This window comes from Sorangium sp. So ce302, assembly GCF_051530145.1.
Taxonomy (GTDB): Bacteria; Myxococcota_A; Polyangia; order Polyangiales; family Polyangiaceae; genus Sorangium; species Sorangium cellulosum_B.
On sequence record NZ_CP150326.1, the window covers coordinates 3,472,316 to 3,489,773 of the forward strand.

Genomic DNA, 17,458 nt, shown 5'->3' on the forward strand with positions numbered 1-17,458 from the left:
CGCCGCCGCCACCGGACGGACGCGCCACGAGAGGCGCGCGGTTCGCGCACGGTTCACTTGCCTCAGCGCGCCATCTCGAAGAAAAAATCGTCGACCACGACGCGCTGGCCTCGCGCGCTCGCGACGTCGTAGACCCATCGGCCGACCGCGAGGTCGAGCACCCCGAGCCCGAAGGGCGAGAAGATCGCCGGCTTGTCGCGGCCGCTCCGGCGCTCGCCGCGCATGAGCTGGGCGAGGGTCCCGGTCACGAAGCTCCGGCCGCCGCTCAGCCTCTCCGCGAGGTGCGGCGACGTGTTCGCCTTCATCACGTGCTCGACGTCATCCACGATGTTGTAGGACCCGAGCAGGATCTCCGGCGCGAGATCCCGGAGAGAGATGTTGAGCACCAGCGGGTTGTGCGCGAACAGCGCCGGATCCAGGATGTAGGGCTCGCCCGCGACCGTGGCGAGGACGATGAGATCGCTGCCCGTGATCGCGGCCTCGGCGCTTGAAACGCAGTCGATCGCGCCGTGGCGACCCGGCTTGCACACCTGGGTCGCGAACCGCTGCGACTCCGCCTTGTCCAGATCGTGCAGCAGCACCGACCCGATCTCCCAGCCGAGCGCGAGGAGGAAGGTATAGATGTACCTCGCGATGAGCCCGTTGCCGATGATGCTCAGCCTGCTCACCGCGCGCTTGCCGCCGTTCATCCACTCGGCCGCCAGCGCCGCCGAGCCGGCCGTGCGGGCGGCGGAGATGATCGAGCTCTCGAGGCAGGCGAAGGGGTAGCCCGTCTCGTAGCTGTTCAGGAGGAGCGCGGCCGAGGCCCGCGGGATCCCCCGGCGAATGTTGTCGGGGTAGCTCGCGATCCACTTGATGCCCGAGACGCCGACGTCTCCCCCGAGGAACGCGGGCAGCGCGATGATGCGATTCTTCGGCTGCTCCGGGAACCGCAGGAAATAGCTGTCCGGGTTCACTGTCTGCCCGTCCTCGTGCATCAGGTAGGCGCTCTTGACGCGCTCCACGCAGGCGGGGATGTCGGCATGGATGATCTCGTGGATCACCTTGCCCGTAATGATCGAGAAATCCATTCTGATGCGATCTCCGTTGTCTCACGCTGGCCCCGAGCCTGGCGTCGCTCCTCCGAGGCAGCGCGATCGCCGGTCAGAGACATGGGTTGAAAGCTGGTGGTCGGCCGCCCGGGCTCCGCTCTGCCTCGCTCGTCACGAGGCGCGCCAGGAGATCCCCTTGGACCAGGTCCTCCGGGATGCGTTCCCTAGGCGCCGAGCCTGGACGCCCAGGCGTCATTGAAGATGGTGTCCGCGTACGAGATGCCGCGGTCAGCGCAGACGAACAGCACCGATGGGGGGCTCGTGGAGCGCATCCTCGGGAGGAGCTTCTTCACCGCGGCGTAGCACGAGCCGGACGAGCCCCCGACGAGCAGTCCATGCCGCGTGAGGAGCTCGCGGCAGGCGCGCACGGTCTCGACCTCCGAGACGAGGACGACGTCGTCGATCTTCGCCTCGTCGACCAGCTTGGATCGGACGCTGGCGCCGATGCCGGCGATGTGGCGCGGCCCTGGAGCGCCCCCGAAGATGACCGAGCCCTGCGCGTCGACGGCGATGATGCGTGCGTTCGGGAACGCCTCCTTCACCCGCCGGGAAATGCCGGCGATCGTCGCTCCTGTGCTCACGCCCACGAAGACGTAGTGAAGCTCGGAGAAGGCCCGGCAGATCTCCTCGCCCGTGAAGCGGTAGTGGGCCCCGACAGCGTCCATGTTGCCGTACTGGTTGGTCCAGTACGAATCGGGGATGCTCTCCCGCAGCTCCCGGAGCTTCTGGAGCCGCGCCTTCAAGAAGCCGCCCATGTCGTCCGGCTCGGTCACCTTGACGACGTTCGGGCAGAGCCTTCGCAAGAGGGACTCGTAGGCCTCCGTGGTGTTCGGATCGATCACCGGGATGAACTCGAGGCCGAGCTGGCGCGCGTAGAACGCGAGCGCGACGGCGAAGTTCCCCGAGGAGGACTCGATGAGGACGGTCTTGTCGTGGATCTCACCCCGCTTGATCGCCTGGTGGAGGATCCAGAGCGCGGGACGATCCTTCAAGCTCCCTACCGCGTTGTGCCCCTCGAGCTTGGCGAAGAGCTTGACCCCATCGCACTCGAGGGGGAGCACGGTCGTTTCTCGAAGGGTCCCCAGGAGCGAGGTGACCTTCGTCAAGAGTTTTTCAGCCATGGGAGACCACTCTCGTGAGCTAACGTGAAGTCCATTCCACGGGGCGACCTGAGCGAGCTCCGTTCCGCTGGCTGAACGGGCGGCGAATGACTGTATTTGACGGTGATTGACGGAGACTGACGGAGACTGACGGTGACCGATGAAAACTGATCGCGACCGACGACGAGGGACGGCTTCGAATTACAGGCCCGTCGCCCCACCAGCGAGGAGGCGCTCGATACAGCTCTGGACCGAGAGCGCTTCACGCAAGCTGGCGAGGGTGTGCGAGCCGCCCTGCATCATCGCCGCGAGATGGTCGAGCAGCGCTGTCCGGTTGCGCGCGAGGGCCTGCTCCGGCGTCGCGGGGCAGAGATCGACCCAGCTCGCGCCGTCCTGGATCTCGGCGCTATACCAGTGGTGGGTGCGACCCGCCCCACGCTCGCCGATCAGGGTGAAGGCGTTGAAGTCGTCCTCTTCTCCGCCCACGCAGGCGCTCACCTCGAGGGGAATGGCCCCCGCGGTCAGCCGGGCCTGAATCGCTGTCTCCGACCCGATGCCGTCCGCCGGGAAATCGACGCGCGAGCGCTCGACGCGCAGCGTCCCGAGCAGGCGCTGCGCCAGGAACACGAAATGCGACAGCACCTCGCGGACAAAACCGCCCTCCTGCCGGCCGACGAGCCAGCCGCCGGCGGGCTGCCACGGTCGAGGCCACGCGCGGAACGAGGCGTCGATGCGCGCCTGCCGCACCTCGCCGATGCGCCCGGCGCGCAGCGCGTCCCCGAGCGCCTGCACCGGCGGCGAGACGGCGAAGCCGAAGTTGACGGCGGCGCGCACGCCGGCCCGCTCGAGCCGATCCACGGTCGCCGCCGCAGCTTCGACGTCGACCGCGAGCGGCTTCTCGCACAGGATGGCCTTGCCCGCCCCTGCGGCGAGGCGCAGGTGCTCGAGGTGGGTCGCCGGCGGCGAGGCGATGTAGATAAGTTCAACCGGAGCAGCGACCACCTCCTCGGCGGTCCTCCGCCGGCAAGCCCGGTCGAACGCCTCGATGCGCTGAGTCGCCTCGGCGGATGGGTCCCACGCAGCGACGACCTGGAAATCAGGGCGCTGCGCGAGGAGGCGAGCGATCCGCTCGCCGATCGTGCCGAAGCCGATGATTCCAACGCCGATCTTGCGCATACTCAGCCGTCCATCCTGAATTTCGACGGACGCCGGTGGGGTATACTACGGAGCAACCTCACAAAGCAAGCGTGACCCACGCGTCTTCGATCCTGGCCTCCCGTCATGCCGCACGATGAATGTCATGTGAACGTCATGCGGGGTGCGCCGCGCATCCGCATCGTCCGGTTCGGGTGGAACGACGCGCTGCCAGAATGCCTGGCTGGCACCGGCGATGATCGGGAATGCAACAGGAAGTCGAACGCTCCAGAGGTCAGGAACCACGCAGACGAGCGCGCGGCGGGGACCTCCCTCCTGCGTACATTGAAATTTACGTTCTCTGCTCGTGTCGGCGCGCCTGTTCGCAGATGCCTTTGATGTGCGAGCGCGCGCTTCGCAGCAAAGCTTCTCTCGAGTCGAACGTGCGAAACTCGCAGCAGGGCAACCTGAACGGCGCTTTGCAGGCTCTTCGCGGCGCGCCGCTCCGACGACGGCTGAGCCCGGTGTGCCTTCGATAACGGCTGAGCCCGTCACCCCTCCTCCGCAGCTGCGCCTGACCCCGGCGTGATCCATCGCGCCAGCCTCATCGCTGCTGCGTTCCCCGTAGGCGCATCAGGCCATTCCTTCGTGCCGCACGCCGAAACGACAGGAGCCGCGCGAGCTGCGCAGATCCGCGGATGCTCATCGCTTCGTTCGCAGTAGATTCTGCCGCCGGAGGCAACCGAGGGATGACCGGAACGTCGGACGAACAGCAGACGGGCGGCCATGCGGACGGCGCTGGCCTGCAGGTGATGGCAGCGCGGCTCGCCGGCGCGGCGTGCGAGGGCGTGGCGCCGCGGCTGCCGCGCGCCACCTACCGCGTGCAGCTCAACAAGGACTTTACCTTCGAGCAGGCGCGGCGCGTCGTCGCCTACCTCGACGCCCTCGGCGTCAGCGATCTCTACTCGTCGCCGTTCTTCAAGGCGCGGCCAGAGAGCATGCACGGCTACGACCTCGTCGACCACAACGCGCTCAACCCCGAGATCGGCGAGCGCGCCGACCTCGACCGGCTCACCGGCGAGCTCGCGTCGCGCGGCATGGGCCTCCTGCTCGACTTCGTGCCCAACCACATGGGCATCGGCACCTCCGACAACGCCTGGTGGAACGACGTCCTCCAGAACGGCCCGAGCTCGCTCTACGCGCCGTTCTTCGACATCGACTGGGCGCCGCTCAAGACGGAGCTCAGGCACAAGGTGCTGCTCCCCGTGCTCGGCGACCACTTCGGGCGCGTGCTCGAGCGCGGCGAGCTCAAGATCGAGTTCGACAACGGCGCGTTCGTCCTGCGGTACTTCGATCACGTCTTCCCGGTGAACCCGCGGACGTACAGCATGATCATCGGGCCGCTCGTGTCCGGGCTCGTCGCCGCGCTCGGCGAGGAGCACGACGCGCTCCTCGAGCTGCAGAGCATCCTGACCGGGCTCCGCAACATGCCGCCGCGGACCGAGACGCAGCGGGCCAAGGTGATCGAGCGGCGTCGGGAGAAGGAGATCCTCAGGCGGCGGCTCGCGTCGCTCGTCGCGGACTCGCCCGACATCGCGGCGGCGGTGGCCGAGGGCGTCCTGCGCATCAACGGCAAGGTGGGCGATCCGCGGAGCTTCGACCCGATCGAGGCGCTGCTCGAGGAGCAGGCCTACCGCCTCAGCTTCTGGCGCACCGCCGCCGAGGAGATCAACTACCGCCGGTTCTTCGACATCAACGACCTCGCCGCGATCCGGATGGAGCACCGGCCGGTGTTCGCCGAGGCGCACCGCCTCGTCTTCGAGCTCTGCGAGCGGGGTCAGGTCACGGGGCTGCGCATCGACCACCCCGACGGCCTCTGGGACCCGATCGGCTACTTCGACGAGCTGCAGCAGGGCTACCTGATCGAGCGCTGCCGGCGCCGCTTCCTCGCCGAGGCCTCGGACGAGCCCGAGCAGAGGAGCTTCCTCGACCCGCGCCGCCGCCCCGAAGCCCGCTTCGCCCGGCTGGAGCCGGCCATCCGCGCGGCCCTCTCGGAGCGCGCCGCGCGCGGCTCGGAGCGCGCCGCGCGCGGCTCGCTGAACACGCGGCCGCTCTACGTCGTCGTCGAGAAGATCCTCGCGCGCGGCGAGACGCTGCCCGAGGCCTGGCCCGTCCACGGGACGAGCGGCTACGACTTCACCGGGTCGGTGGGCGACCTCTTCGTCGACGCCTCGAGCGAGGGGCAGATGACCGCGATCTACGAGCGGTTCATCGGCGACCACTTGGCGTTCGAGGCGCTCGTCTACGAGAAGAAGAAGGTGATCCTCCGGACGGCCCTGGCGAGCGAGCTCAACGTGCTCACCCACGCCCTGAACCGGCTCACCGAGCGCGACCGCCGCTTCCGCGACTTCACCCTGGGCTCGCTCAACGAGGCGCTGCGCGAGGTCATCGCGTGCTTCCCGGTGTACCGCACCTACATCAACGATCGGACGCCGGCGATCTCCGATCACGACCGCGTCGCCATCGGCCGCGCCGTCGCCCTCGCGCGCCGGCAGAACCCGACGATGGAGGGCTCCATCTTCACGTTCGTGCGCTCGGTCCTCATGCTCGACGGCACGGATCTCTTCCCTGACGAGGACCGGCACCTCTTCTGCGACTTCGTGATGAAGTTCCAGCAGCTCACCGGGCCGGTGATGGCCAAGGGGCTCGAGGACACGTCGTTCTACATCTACAACCGGCTCGTGTCGCTGAACGAGGTCGGGGGCGAGCCCGAGCGCTACGGATCGAGCGTCCTCGCGTTCCACCGCGGCAACGTGCAGCGGCACAGGGCGTGGCCGTACTCGATGCTCGCGACGTCGACGCACGACACGAAGCGGAGCGAGGACGTGCGGGCGCGCATCAGCGTGCTCTCGGAGCTGCCGTCGGCCTGGGAGGAGGCGCTCCACCGCGCCGCCGCCGCCGCCGCGCCGCTCAAGGCCGAGATCGAGGGCCGCCTCGCGCCGGACAGCAACGAGGAGTACCTCTTCTACCAGACCCTCCTCGGCAGCCTGCCGATCGAGCCGCTGCTCGGCGCTGCCGACGACCCGCGCGCGCCCGAGGGCGACGCGCTCTCGGCGTACGCCGACCGCCTCGTGGACTACATGCGCAAGGCCACGAAGGAGGCGAAGGTCAACACGTCCTGGATCGACGCGCAGCCCGAGTACGACGCCGCCGTCGAGGCGTTCGTCCGCAAGGCGCTCTCGTCCGCAGAGGTCGTGGGCGCGCTCCTGCCGCTCGCGCGCGTGGTCGCGTACCACGGCATGTGGGGCTCGCTCTCGCAGACGCTCCTGAAGCTCACCTCGCCGGGCGTGCCCGACATCTACCAGGGCAACGAGGTGTGGGACTTCAGCCTCGTCGACCCGGACAACCGCCGCCCGGTCGACTACGCCGTGCGCGAGCGGGCGCTCGCGGAGATCCGCGCGCGCTTTCGGTCGAGCGGCGGGGGCCGCGCGCTCGCGCGCGAGCTCTGCGCGCAGGCGCGCGACGGCCGCGTCAAGCTGTTCGTCACGCACGTCGCGCTCGATCTGCGCCGGCGCCACCCGGCGCTCTTCGGGGCCGACGGGGACTACGCGCCGCGCGCCGTGATCGGCGAGCGCGAGGCCCACGTCGTCTCCTTCGCGCGCCGCGCGCCGGACGGGCGCTCGATCGTCGTCGTCGCGCCCCGGTTCAGCGCGCGGCTGCTCGGCGGCGCCTGCTCCCCGCCGATCGGCGCGGCGTGGGCCGGCACCTCGGTCGACGTGGAGCCCGGCCTCTACACGGATCTCTTCACCGGCGCCGAGCTCGAGGCGTCGCCGTCCGCCGCTCCGCCGCGCGACGCGGCCGAGCCGGGCGACGGCGCGTCGCTCCCGCTCGACCGCGTGCTCTCCGATTTCCCCGTCGCCCTGCTCCTGCGGGCGGCGCAGCGAGGCCAGTGACATGAAGGCGATGCGCACGATGGGCGCGTGGCTCGAGGGCGGCGCGGTCCGCTTCCGCGTCTGGGCGCCCGACCACGATCGGATCGAGATCGTCACCTACGGGGCCGACGGCCAGGAGGTCACGGGCGCGCTGCCTGCGGCCCCGACCGGCGGCGGCTATTTCGAGGCGACGGCGCCGGGCCTCGGGGCCGGCGCGCTCTACAAGGTGCGGATCGACGGCGAGGGGCCGTTCCCGGACCCGTACTCCCGCGCGCAGCCGCTCGGGGTCCACGGCCCGTCGGCGGTCGACGATCCCTCGTTCGCGTGGACCGACGCGGGGTGGCGGGGCGTCGCGCTCGAGGATCTCGTCCTCTACGAGGTCCACGTCGGCGCGGCGACCCCGGAGGGCACGTTCGACGCGCTCATCGGGCGGCTCGCCGAGCTCCGGGAGCTCGGCATCACGGCGATCGAGCTCATGCCGGTCGCGAGCTTCCCGGGCGAGCGCGGGTGGGGGTACGACGGGGTCGACCTCTTCGCGCCGCTCGCGGCCTACGGCGGCCCGGCGGGCCTGCGCCGCCTGGTCGACGCGGCCCACGCCGCGGGGATCGGCGTCGTCCTCGACTGCGTCTACAACCACTTCGGCCCCGACGGGAACTACCTCCGCGCCTACGCGGGGCGCTACTTCACCGATCGGCACGAGACGCCCTGGGGCGACGCGGTGAACTACGACGGCGCGGGCGCCGAGCAGGTCCGCGCGCTCGTCCTCGAGAACGTCGAGATGTGGATCCGCGACTTCCACATCGACGGCCTCCGCCTCGACGCGACCCACGCGATCGTCGACGACTCCGATCCCCACATCCTCCGGGAGATCGGCGAGCGCGCGCGGGCGGCCGGCGAGGGGCGGCGCGTCGTCGTGATCGCCGAGGACAGCCACAACGACGCGCGCCTCGTGACGCCCGTCGAGCAGGGCGGGTACGGCCTCGACGCGGTGTGGTCCGACGACTTCCACCACGAGCTGCGCGTCCTGTTCGCCGGGGATCGCGACGGCTACTTCGAGGATCACACGGGCACCGCGGAGGACATCGCGGCGACGATCCGCAAGGGGTGGCTCTACGAGGGGCAGATCTCGAAGCACACGGGCAAGCCGCGGGGCACGCCCGCGGATCCGGTGCCGCCGCCGCGCTTCGTCCACTGCATCCAGAACCACGATCAGATCGGCAACCGCGCCGTCGGCGATCGGCTCGGGGACAAGGTGAGCCCGGCGGCCTTCCGGACGATGTCGGCGCTGCTCCTGCTCACGCCGTACACGCCGCTCCTGTTCATGGGCCAGGAGTGGAACGCGCGGACGCCGTTCCAGTACTTCACCGATCACGAGGCCGAGCTCGGCCGGCTCGTGACCGAGGGCCGCCGGCGCGAGTTCCAGTACTTCGCGGCGTTCGCGGGCGCGGAGGTGCCTGATCCGCAGGATCCGCGGACGTTCCAGCGCTCGAAGCTCGACCACGCCGAGCGGCAGCGGCCCGAGCACGCCGGCGTGCTCGCGTGGTACCGCGAGCTCCTCCGCCTCCGCGCCTCGCACCCCGCGCTGCGCAGCCGCGCGCGCGGCGCCTTCTCGGCCGACGCGCTGACGCCGGACGCGATCTGCATCGAGCGCCGCGGCGGCGGGGCCGCCGTGATCGCGCTCTGCGCGCTCCGGGGCGCGCTCTCGCTGGACCTCGGCCGCCCCGAGGCGCGGGCGCTCGCGTTCAGCGAGGAGCCGCGGTTCGGCGGCGCCGCGCGGCGGCCCCCGATCGAGCGCTGCTGGGTGGAGCTCGAGGGGCCGGCGGTCCTGATCGTCGAGGTGCCCGACGCCTCCGGGGCGCGATGCTGAAGCCCGTCACGTTCACGCCCATCGGCGTGGTGCGCACGCCGTTCTCCGACAAGGTGAGCGCGCCGCGGCAGCCCCACGCGGCGGGCAGCGCGGAGGGGACCATCGAGCTCGTGCCGGGCCTCGGGCTGGAGCACGCGCTCTCGGACATCGAGGGGTGGGACTACCTCTGGGTGGTCTTCTGGTTCCACCTCAACGAGGGATGGCGCCCGAAGGTGCTGCCCCCGCGGAGCGCCGGCAAGCGGCGCGGCGTGCTGTCGACGCGCTCGCCGCACCGCCCGAACCCCATCGGCCTCAGCGCGGTGAGGCTCCTCGCGGTGGACGGGCTCACCCTGCGCGTCGGCGGCGTGGACATGATCGACGGCACGCCGGTGCTCGATCTCAAGCCCTACGTGCCGTACGCGGACGCCCACCCGCACGCGCGCACCGGCTGGCTCACGCCGCTCGCGGAGGAGCCGGGCGGGGGGGCGCCGGTCGACCCCGAGCCCGGCTTCGAGGTCGCGTGGGGCGCGCGCGCCGCCGAGCAGGCCGCGTGGATCGAGGAGGCGCACGGCTTCGCGCTGCGGGAGCGCGTGGACCGCGTGCTCGCGCTCGGCCCGCAGCCGCACCCCTATCGCCGGATCCGCGCCGACGGGGACGCGATGCGCCTCGCCGTGACGTCGTGGCGGGTGCGGTTCAGGGCCGAGGGGCGGCGGATCGACGTGCTGTCGGTGGCGACGGGCTACCGCGAGAAGGAGCTCGTCGGCGGCGAGGGCCCCGATCTCGAGGCGCACCGGCGGTTCGTGGAGCGGTTCGGCCGCGGCTAGCGGCGCGGCTAGCGGCCGGCGATCGACCAGCGCGCCGCCTGCTCGCGCTCGCCAGGTACGCGCAGATCGCCTGGTATTCCTCGGATCTCGCGTGACGATTCACGCTCGCGCCGCTTGCAGCATGCGCTCGAGGCGGACAAATGCTGAGTGTGTTCATCGGGGACATCTGGCCTGGGTTTCGAGCCGGTGCGCTCGACGGAGATGCCTGCTGACGGTGCGGTCGGAGCATTGCTGCGGGTTGGCTGACCAGGCGGTGCGCCCCCTCCTCTGCGCCCCCTCGCCCGTCCCGTACGCGGCCCCGCCCGAAGACGGCCGCGGCGGCAGGGGGCAGGCCGCGGGGGAGCTGCAGCTGAAGGCGGCCCTCCTGGATCGGCTCGGCGAGGCGGCCCTCGCGTGGGAGCTCGGCGGCGCGAGCGCCATCGTGTACTTCGGCGCCGGGGCCGAGCAGCTCTACGGCTTCCCGGCGCGCGACGCCCTCGGGCGGTCGAGCCACGATCTCCTGCGCACCGCCCTGCCGGCGCCGCTCGCGCAGATCGAGGCGGCGCTCCTGCGCGACGGCCTCTGGGACGGCGAGATCCGGCGCACGACCCGCGACGGCCGGGAGATCCTCGTCGAGAGCCGCCTGCGGCTCGTGGAAGGGGCGGAGCGCCGGCGACTCGTCCTGGAGACCGGGCGCGAGAGCACCGCCCAGCGGCGCACCGAGGAGGCCCTGCGCGACAGCGAGGCGCGCTTCCGCAACATGGCCGATCATGCGCCCGTCATGATCTGGGTCACCGGCGCCGACGGCGGCTGCACCTACGCGAGCCGGGGCTGGCTGGACTTCTCGGGCCAGACCGAGGCGGCCGCCCTGGGCTTTGGCTGGATCGAGGCGGTGCACCCCGAGGACCGCTCGGGGGCCATGGAGGCGTTCCTGCGGGCCAACGAGCGGCGCGAGGACTACAGGGTCGACTTCCGCGTGCGCCGCCGCGACGGCGTGTACCGCTGGTGCATCGACTCGGCCGCTCCGCGGCTCGGCCCGGGCGGCGAGTTCCTCGGCTATGTCGGCTCGATCATCGACATCACCGAGCGCAAGGAGGCCGAGCTCCAGCTGCGGGAGCGCGAGGAGGGGCTGCGCCGCGCCATCATGGCGACCTCGTTCCCCATCATGATCTACGCCGAGGACGGGCACGTCGTCTGCGTCAACAGCGCGTGGACGGACATCAGCGGCTATACCCGCGAGCAGATCCCCACGGTCACGGCGTGGCTCGACAGGGCGTTCGGGGCGAGGAGCGCTGCCATCCACGCCCGTGTGGCGTCCCTGTTCGATATGGATGAGGCCTCAGGCGAGAACGAGCTCACCCTCGCCACGGCGAGCGGCGCCGAGCGCACGTGGGTCTTCAGCTCCGCTCGGCTGGGGAGGGACGCGGCGGGCCGGCGGCTCCTGGTCACCATCGCCTACGACATCACCGAGCGGAAGCGGGCCGGCGACGCCTGGGAGGCGACGCTGAGGGAAGCGGACCAGCGCAAAGATGCTTTCCTGGCGATGCTGGCGCACGAGCTGCGCAATCCGCTCGGGCCCATCCGCAATGCGGTGGAGATCCTGCGGAGCACCGGGATCGAGGAGCCGTCGCTCCTGCGGGCGTGCGGCGTGATCGAGCGGCAGGTCGCGCACATGGCCCGGCTGGTGGACGACCTCCTCGACGTGTCCCGCGTGGCGCGCGGGAGGATCCAGCTGAGAAAGGAGCGCTGCGACCTGCCCCGGCTGCTCCGGCAGACCGCGGAGGACTACCGCAGCACGCTGGAGGCGAGCGGCCTGGAGCTCCGGCTGGATCTGCCGACCGAGCCGCTCTGGGTCTCCGGCGATCCCACGCGCCTGTCGCAGGCGGTCAGCAACGTGCTCCACAACGCCAACAAGTTCACCGACGCCGGCGGTCGGGTGACGGTCGCGCTGTCGGCGACGCCGGACGGCTCCGCCGTGATCCGCGTCCGCGATACCGGCATCGGCGTGGAGCCGGCGACGCTGGCGTGCATGTTCGAGTCGTTCAGCCAGGCCGAGCGCAGCCTGGACCGCAACCGGGGTGGGCTCGGGCTGGGGCTGGCGCTCGTAAAGGGTCTTGTCGAGCTCCACGGCGGCACGGCGTCGGCCGAGAGCGCGGGCGTCGGCCACGGGACGGAGATCGTCCTCCGCCTGCCGCTCGCGCGCGGGCCCGAGGCGTCCCCGGAGCGCGCCGGGCCGCCGCCGGGCCCCGACTCGAGGTCAGCGGGCGCCGTGAGGTCGCTGCGCGTCCTGATCATCGAGGACAACGAGGACGCCGCCGAGATGCTGCAGGCGCTCCTCGCGATGAACGGCCATCAGGTCGAGGTGGCCCTGTCGGGGGCCGCGGGCGTCGAAGCGGCCCGCTCGTTCCGACCGGAGGTCATCCTGTGCGACATCGGCCTCCCCGGCGGGATGGACGGCTGCGGCGTGGCGCGGACCTTGAAAGCCTTGGAGGAGAGCGCGGACGTCGCCCCGTCGCTGATGATCGCGCTGACGGGGTATGGCCAGGAGCGGGACCAGCGCCGGGTCCGCGAGGCCGGCTTCGATATGCACTTTGTCAAGCCGATCGATCCGGGCTCGCTGCAGAGCCTACTGGCCTCCGTGGCGACGCGGGCCTGACGGCAACGAGGGCGCGGGCGTGACGGCGACGAGGGCGCTGGCGCGCCGCCGCGCCGGCCCGGCGGCTCGATGTGGCTCGCTCGCACACAGGCGCTGGCTCGACCTTTGAAAAGGCCTCCGCCTCAGCGCGGAGGATCATGGAGCGTCGGGGCACGGGCTGGATCGATCTTCGTGGCGGGCGCAGGGGCGGCGGCGCGCGGCGGCGCGCTCGCGCAGATCGCACGCCTGCGCGCGATCTGCACGGGCCTGCCGGGATCGCGCGGGTGCGCGCGGAGGTGGCCGGCCTCTTCGGAGACGCTGCGCGCGCTGCGCGCATCGAGCGCGACCTCGCGGCGATCCCCGGCGTCGTGTCCGCGCGGGCGAGCGCGCGCACCGGGCGGGTGCTCGTGCGCGTGGGGGAGGACGCGGCCGACGAGGCCGCGCTCGTGCTCGGCGCCCACGCCGTGCCAGGCGCCCCGCCGCCGCCGTCCGCGCGCCGCGCCGTGCGGGCCATGGCCGAGGGCGTGGGCGCGCTCGTGCGCGCGGCGCGCCGCTGCGCGCGCCCCCGCGAGGGCGCGGCGGGCGAGGACGAGCGCCGCGCGTGGCATGCGCGGGCCTGGGGGAGCCAGGTCGCGCCGGCCGGGCAGGGTGGAGGCGCGCCGGCCGGGCAGGGTGGAGGCGCGCCGGCCGGGCAGGGTGAGGGCGCGCCGGCCGGGCAGGGTGAGGGCGCGCCGGCCGGGCAGGGCGGAGGCGAGCGCGCCCGCCGCGTCGACGTGGCGCTCTGCGCCTACGCGGAGGACGCGGGCGAGGTCGCCCGCGCGCTCGGCGTCGATCCGCGCGAGGGGCTCCCCGCCGCCGAGGCGCGCCGCCGCCTCCGCGAGCTCGGCCCGAACGAGCTCGCCGGCGTCGCGACCCGCTCGTCGATCGAGATCCTCGCCGGGCAGGTCTTCACGGTGCCCACGGCGATGCTCCTCGGCGCGGCGGGCGTGTCGCTCGCGCTCGGCGACATGATCGACGCCGGCGCCGTCCTCCTCGTCGTCGGCGCGAACGCCGCGATCGGCACGTACACGGAGTCGCGCGCCGAGGAGCTCCTGCACGCGTGGGGCGACCTCCGCGTCGGGTGGGCGCGCGTCGTGCGCGACGGGCGCGAGCAGCGGCTCGCCGCGTCGGAGATCGTGCCGGGCGACGTGCTCGCGCTGCGCGCGGGCGAGCCGGTCGCGGCGGACGCGCGCGTCCTGACCTCGCGCGCTCTCGCCGCCGACGAGAGCACGCTGACCGGCGAGAGCGAGCCCGCCGAGAAGTGCGCCGCGAGGGTCGACGGCGGCGCGCCGCTCGCCGAGCGCCGCGGCATGGTGTACGCGGGCACCACCATCGCCTCGGGCGAGGGGGCGGCGGTGGTCGTCGCGACAGGCCGGTGGACCGCGCTCGGGGACATCCAGCGCGCGCTCTCCCGCGAGTCCGAGCGCACCCCGCCGCTCGAGCAGGAGCTCGCCTGGATCGGCCGGCGCCTCGCGACCTTCGCGCTCGCGAGCTCGTCGGCGGTGATGGTCGTCGGCCTCGCGCGCCGGAGGCCGCTCCGCGCGCTCTTGCGGAGCGCCGTCGCGCTCGGCGTCGCCGCCATCCCCGAGGGGTTCCCCACCGTGGGCACCACGGCGCTCGCGCTCGCGAGCCGCCGCCTGCGCGGCTCCGGCATCGTGATCCGCCGCCTCGCCGCGGCCGAGACGCTCGGCGCGGTGAGCGTCGTCTGCGCCGACAAGACCGGCACGCTCACCGAGAACCGGATGCAGGTGGCCGAGATCTTCCTCCCCGGCGAGGGCGCGCTGCGGGTGGAGCGCGCCGCCCGCCGCGGCGGCGGAGCGGGGCCCGGGCGCGGGATCGCGCTGATCGGCGAGGACGGGCGCGAGGTCGACGCCGCCGCCCCGCGCGTGCACGCGCTCGCGCGCATCGCCGCCCTCAACGCCGACGTCGAGCTGAGCGAGGCGGGCAAGGTCGTCCAGGGCAGCGGCACCGAGCGCGCCCTCGTGGAGTTCGCGCTCGCCGCCGGCTACCCCGTGTCGGCGCGGCGCCTCGCGGCGCCGCGCGTGAGCGAGGCGCGGCGCTCGGCCGAGCGCGCGTTCATGGTGACGGTCCACGACCACCCGGAGCTCGGGCACATCGAGCTCGTGAAGGGCGCCCCCGAGCAGGTCGTCGCGCGCTGCGACGCGCCGCCTCGGCGCGAGGGGGCCGGCGACGAGCGCGGCGAGGTGCTCCGGCACAACGACGCGATGGCCTCGCGGGGGCTGCGCGTGCTCGCGCTCGCGTGGCGGCAGAACGGCCGGCCGGACAACGACGCTCCGCTCGAGTTCGCCGGCCTCGTCGGCCTCCGCGACCCGCCGCGCCCCGGCGTGCGGGAGGCGCTCGAGGCCCTCTCCGGCGCCGGCATCCGCACCCTGATGCTCACGGGCGACCAGGAGCGGACCGCGCGCGCGATCGGCGTCGAGCTCGGCATCCCGCCGGACGCCGTGCACAGCCGGGTCACCCCGGAGGCCAAGCTCGACATCGTGCGGGCGCTCCAGCAGGGCGGCGCGATCGTGGCGATGACGGGCGACGGCGTGAACGACGGACCCGCGCTCAAGGCGGCCGACGTCGGCGTGGCCATGGGCAAGCGCGGCACGGACATCGCGCGGGCCGTGGCCGACGTGGTCCTCGCCGAGGACGATCTGCCGAGCCTCACCGAGGCGGTCCGCGAGGGGCGGCGGCTGCACGACAACGTCCGCCGGGCGATCGCCTACTTCGTCGCGACGAACGCGAGCGAGGTCCTCACGATGCTGGTGGGCGCCCTCTGCGGCGCCTCGCCGCTCACGCCGCTGCAGCTGCTCTGGATCAACCTGCTCACCGACGTGGCGCCGGCGCTCGCGCTCGCGCTCGAGCCGGCCGAGGCCGGCGTCATGCGGCGCCCCCCGCGCGACCCTGCGGCGCGGCTGCTCGGCGCGGCCGATCTCCGCGCGCTGGGCGTGGACGCGGCCGCGATGTCTGGCGCGTCGCTCTCGGCGTACGCGCTCGGCGGCCGGGCCACCGCGGGGACGAGGGCGTTCACGGCGCTGGTGACCGCGCAGCTGCTCCACATCCTGGCCTGCCGCGCCGGCGCCGGGGAGGGCGCCGCGGCGGACGCGCTCCGCCGGGACAGCCCGCACGTGGCCCGCGCGCTCGCCGCCACGTCCGCGCTCCAGGCGCTCGCGCTCGGCTCCAGGTCCCTGGGCCGCCTGCTGGGGGCGCAGCGCCTCCGCGCCGGGGAGCTCGCGCTCGCCGTGGCCGTGGGCGCGCTGCCCGCGCTGCTCCGCGGTCCTCTGGGGCGCTCCGCGAGCGCTGGCCGCGAGATCGTGATCGTCAACGGCAAGCGCGCGGAAGGGGAATTGGAATTGGAATCGGAATCGGAATTGGAATCGGAATCGGAGTCGGGCTCGGCGTCAGGAGCGGAATCGGACGCGTCAGCAGAAGCGGAAGCAGCAGACGCGAGAGCGGAAGCGGAAACGGACCAGGGCGCAGGCGAGGATGCGGGGGCGGCCGCGAGACGCAAGCAAGGCGTGCGCGCCGCGCGCGTCGCCGGGCTGCGCAAGGGAGACATGGCATCATGAAGTTCCATCCACCGTCGTTCGCCCTGGGGGTCGGCACGGCCGTCCTCCTGATGGGCAAGAAGCAGCACCTCCGGCCGGTGGTCGTCGAGATCGCGGCGCTCGGGCTCCACCTGGGCAGGCTGGGCCTCGGCTTGCTCGAGCGCCAGCGGGAGCACGTCGAGGATCTCTTCGCCGAGGTCGCCGAGCGGGTGCGCCAGAAGGCGGCGGGCGGGGCGCGCGGCGAGCGGGCTGCGCGCAAGAGCAACGGCGCCTCGGAGCTCCACGGCGAGCCGTCGTCATGACGTCGCCGGCGGTCCTCGTCGTCCACGCCCTGGAGCGGCGCGTCCGCCTGCGCGCGCCGGCGCTGGCCGGCCATCGTCGGGTGTGCGAGCGGATCGCGGAGCAGCTCGCGGCCGATCCCGCCTGCGAGGTCGTCTCGATCCGTCCGATGACGGGCTCGGTGATCGTCGAGCGCTCCGAGGGCGGGCTCGATCCGGAGCGGCTCCGCGCCCGGCTCGCCGGGCTGGTCGACGGGGCGCGCGAGGACGACGGCCACCCGCTCGGCGCGCCGCGGCCCGAGGGGCATCCTGGTCCGACGCGCGTCGCCCGCGCGGTCGCGCACGCCTTTGCCGGGATCAACGCCGATGTGCGCGAGGCGATGGATTACCGCGCGGATCTTGGCACCATCTTGCCGGTCGTCTTCGCGGCGGCGGGGCTCGCCGAGGTCGGGGCGACGCGCAGGCTGCCTGTGCCGGCCTGGTTCAACCTGCTCTGGTGGTCGCTCCGGTGGTTCATGACGTTCAACCCCGGGGCGATCTCGGAGGAGCTGAACAGCGGCGGCGGGGCGCAGGGCCAGCCGGGCGTCGCGGGCGAGGGGCCTGGCGAGGCGGGCCCGGTCTGCGACGATCTCTAGAGCGACGGTCACCCGCTTCGGATACGGGCCCACCTCGGCGTTTTCGGTGCTCAGCGCACCGGAGTGCGCTTGCGCGCCGAAAACGCCGATCTGGGCCCGTCTCCTGTGCGGGTGACCGCCGCTCTGCACGTGGCAGAGGTGGGCGGAAAACGCTGCAGAGAGGCATTTCCGCTCCGCGGACGCACCGCCGGTCGGGGCGCTCCGGGCGCGGCTGAAGGCGGGCCCATCGGCGCGGCGCGCGGGGGCAGCGCTCGGCGGAGCTGCTACCGCGCGCTCGCGCGGAGGGCAGGAGAGCGTGGGATGAGGGCATTCCGCCGGCGGGGCCAGGATTCTCGGCGTTCACCTCGCCTCGGGCATCGCCTTGCGATCGCTGCGTGAGCGTCTCGGCGCGCTTTCGAGCCCGTGGCGCCG

Annotated in this window: 10 protein-coding genes; 7 read left to right on the forward strand and 3 right to left on the reverse strand. The window is 72.9% G+C overall.

Going from position 1 to position 17,458, the window contains the following annotated elements; all coding sequences use genetic code 11:
• Positions 1 to 62: 62 nt before the first annotated feature.
• From sbnB to WME73_RS13395, 3 genes are all read right to left on the reverse strand, one after another.
• Positions 63 to 1,070: a 2,3-diaminopropionate biosynthesis protein SbnB gene (gene sbnB, locus WME73_RS13385; RefSeq protein WP_437915961.1), complete on the reverse strand. Its 1,008-nt coding sequence runs from the start codon at positions 1,068 to 1,070 to the stop codon at positions 63 to 65.
• A gap of 185 nt (positions 1,071 to 1,255) precedes the next feature.
• A complete protein-coding gene (sbnA, locus tag WME73_RS13390; RefSeq protein WP_437915962.1) occupies positions 1,256 to 2,212 on the reverse strand; it encodes a 2,3-diaminopropionate biosynthesis protein SbnA in 957 nt (318 codons plus the stop codon).
• A 180-nt stretch (positions 2,213 to 2,392) separates the two neighbouring features.
• A complete protein-coding gene (locus tag WME73_RS13395; protein WP_437745858.1) occupies positions 2,393 to 3,367 on the reverse strand; it encodes a Gfo/Idh/MocA family protein in 975 nt (324 codons plus the stop codon).
• Positions 3,368 to 4,074: 707 nt separating this feature from the next.
• Here WME73_RS13395 and treY point away from each other — a divergent pair.
• The 7 genes from treY (at position 4,075) to WME73_RS13430 (ending at position 17,047) form a co-directional block, all read left to right on the forward strand.
• On the forward strand, positions 4,075 to 7,278 hold the full coding sequence (treY, locus tag WME73_RS13400) for a malto-oligosyltrehalose synthase (protein ID WP_437915964.1): 3,204 nt from the start codon (positions 4,075 to 4,077) through the stop codon (positions 7,276 to 7,278).
• Between the two features lies 1 nt (position 7,279).
• Positions 7,280 to 9,124, forward strand: a complete 1,845-nt coding sequence (gene treZ / locus WME73_RS13405) for a malto-oligosyltrehalose trehalohydrolase (RefSeq protein ID WP_437915965.1) — start codon at positions 7,280 to 7,282, stop codon at positions 9,122 to 9,124.
• Positions 9,118 to 9,927: a tRNA (N6-threonylcarbamoyladenosine(37)-N6)-methyltransferase TrmO gene (gene tsaA / locus WME73_RS13410; protein ID WP_437745861.1), complete on the forward strand. Its 810-nt coding sequence runs from the start codon at positions 9,118 to 9,120 to the stop codon at positions 9,925 to 9,927. Before treZ ends, tsaA begins: the two co-directional genes overlap by 7 nt.
• A 238-nt stretch (positions 9,928 to 10,165) precedes the next feature.
• A complete protein-coding gene (locus WME73_RS13415) occupies positions 10,166 to 12,562 on the forward strand; it encodes a PAS domain S-box protein (RefSeq protein ID WP_437915966.1) in 2,397 nt (798 codons plus the stop codon).
• 137 nt (positions 12,563 to 12,699) lie between these two features.
• The gene (locus WME73_RS13420; protein WP_437915967.1) at positions 12,700 to 16,155 is read left to right on the forward strand and encodes an HAD-IC family P-type ATPase; all 3,456 of its coding nucleotides are present in this window, start codon (positions 12,700 to 12,702) and stop codon (positions 16,153 to 16,155) included.
• Entirely contained in the window at positions 16,152 to 16,436 is a 285-nt protein-coding gene (locus WME73_RS13425; RefSeq protein WP_437745864.1) for a hypothetical protein, read from the forward strand. Before WME73_RS13420 ends, WME73_RS13425 begins: the two co-directional genes overlap by 4 nt.
• Positions 16,433 to 17,047 carry an HMA2 domain-containing protein gene (locus WME73_RS13430; RefSeq protein WP_437745865.1) on the forward strand — a complete coding sequence of 205 codons (615 nt, stop codon included), beginning with the start codon at positions 16,433 to 16,435 and terminating at the stop codon, positions 17,045 to 17,047. The genes WME73_RS13425 and WME73_RS13430 overlap by 4 nt, the downstream gene beginning before the upstream one ends.
• The last annotated feature ends 411 nt before the right edge of the window (positions 17,048 to 17,458 follow it).

Excerpts from the sequence above, each read along its gene's own strand:
- WME73_RS13430 (WP_437745865.1), top strand. The coding sequence starts at position 16,433 with ATGACGTCGCCGGCGGTCCTCGTCGTCCACGCCCTGGAGCGGCGCGTC.
- sbnB (WP_437915961.1), bottom strand. The coding sequence starts at position 1,070 with ATGGATTTCTCGATCATTACGGGCAAGGTGATCCACGAGATCATCCAT.
- treZ (WP_437915965.1), top strand. The coding sequence starts at position 7,280 with ATGAAGGCGATGCGCACGATGGGCGCGTGGCTCGAGGGCGGCGCGGTC.
- WME73_RS13425 (WP_437745864.1), top strand. The coding sequence starts at position 16,152 with ATGAAGTTCCATCCACCGTCGTTCGCCCTGGGGGTCGGCACGGCCGTC.
- WME73_RS13420 (WP_437915967.1), top strand. The coding sequence starts at position 12,700 with ATGGAGCGTCGGGGCACGGGCTGGATCGATCTTCGTGGCGGGCGCAGG.
- WME73_RS13395 (WP_437745858.1), bottom strand. The coding sequence starts at position 3,367 with ATGCGCAAGATCGGCGTTGGAATCATCGGCTTCGGCACGATCGGCGAG.
- tsaA (WP_437745861.1), top strand. The coding sequence starts at position 9,118 with ATGCTGAAGCCCGTCACGTTCACGCCCATCGGCGTGGTGCGCACGCCG.
- treY (WP_437915964.1), top strand. The coding sequence starts at position 4,075 with ATGACCGGAACGTCGGACGAACAGCAGACGGGCGGCCATGCGGACGGC.
- sbnA (WP_437915962.1), bottom strand. The coding sequence starts at position 2,212 with ATGGCTGAAAAACTCTTGACGAAGGTCACCTCGCTCCTGGGGACCCTT.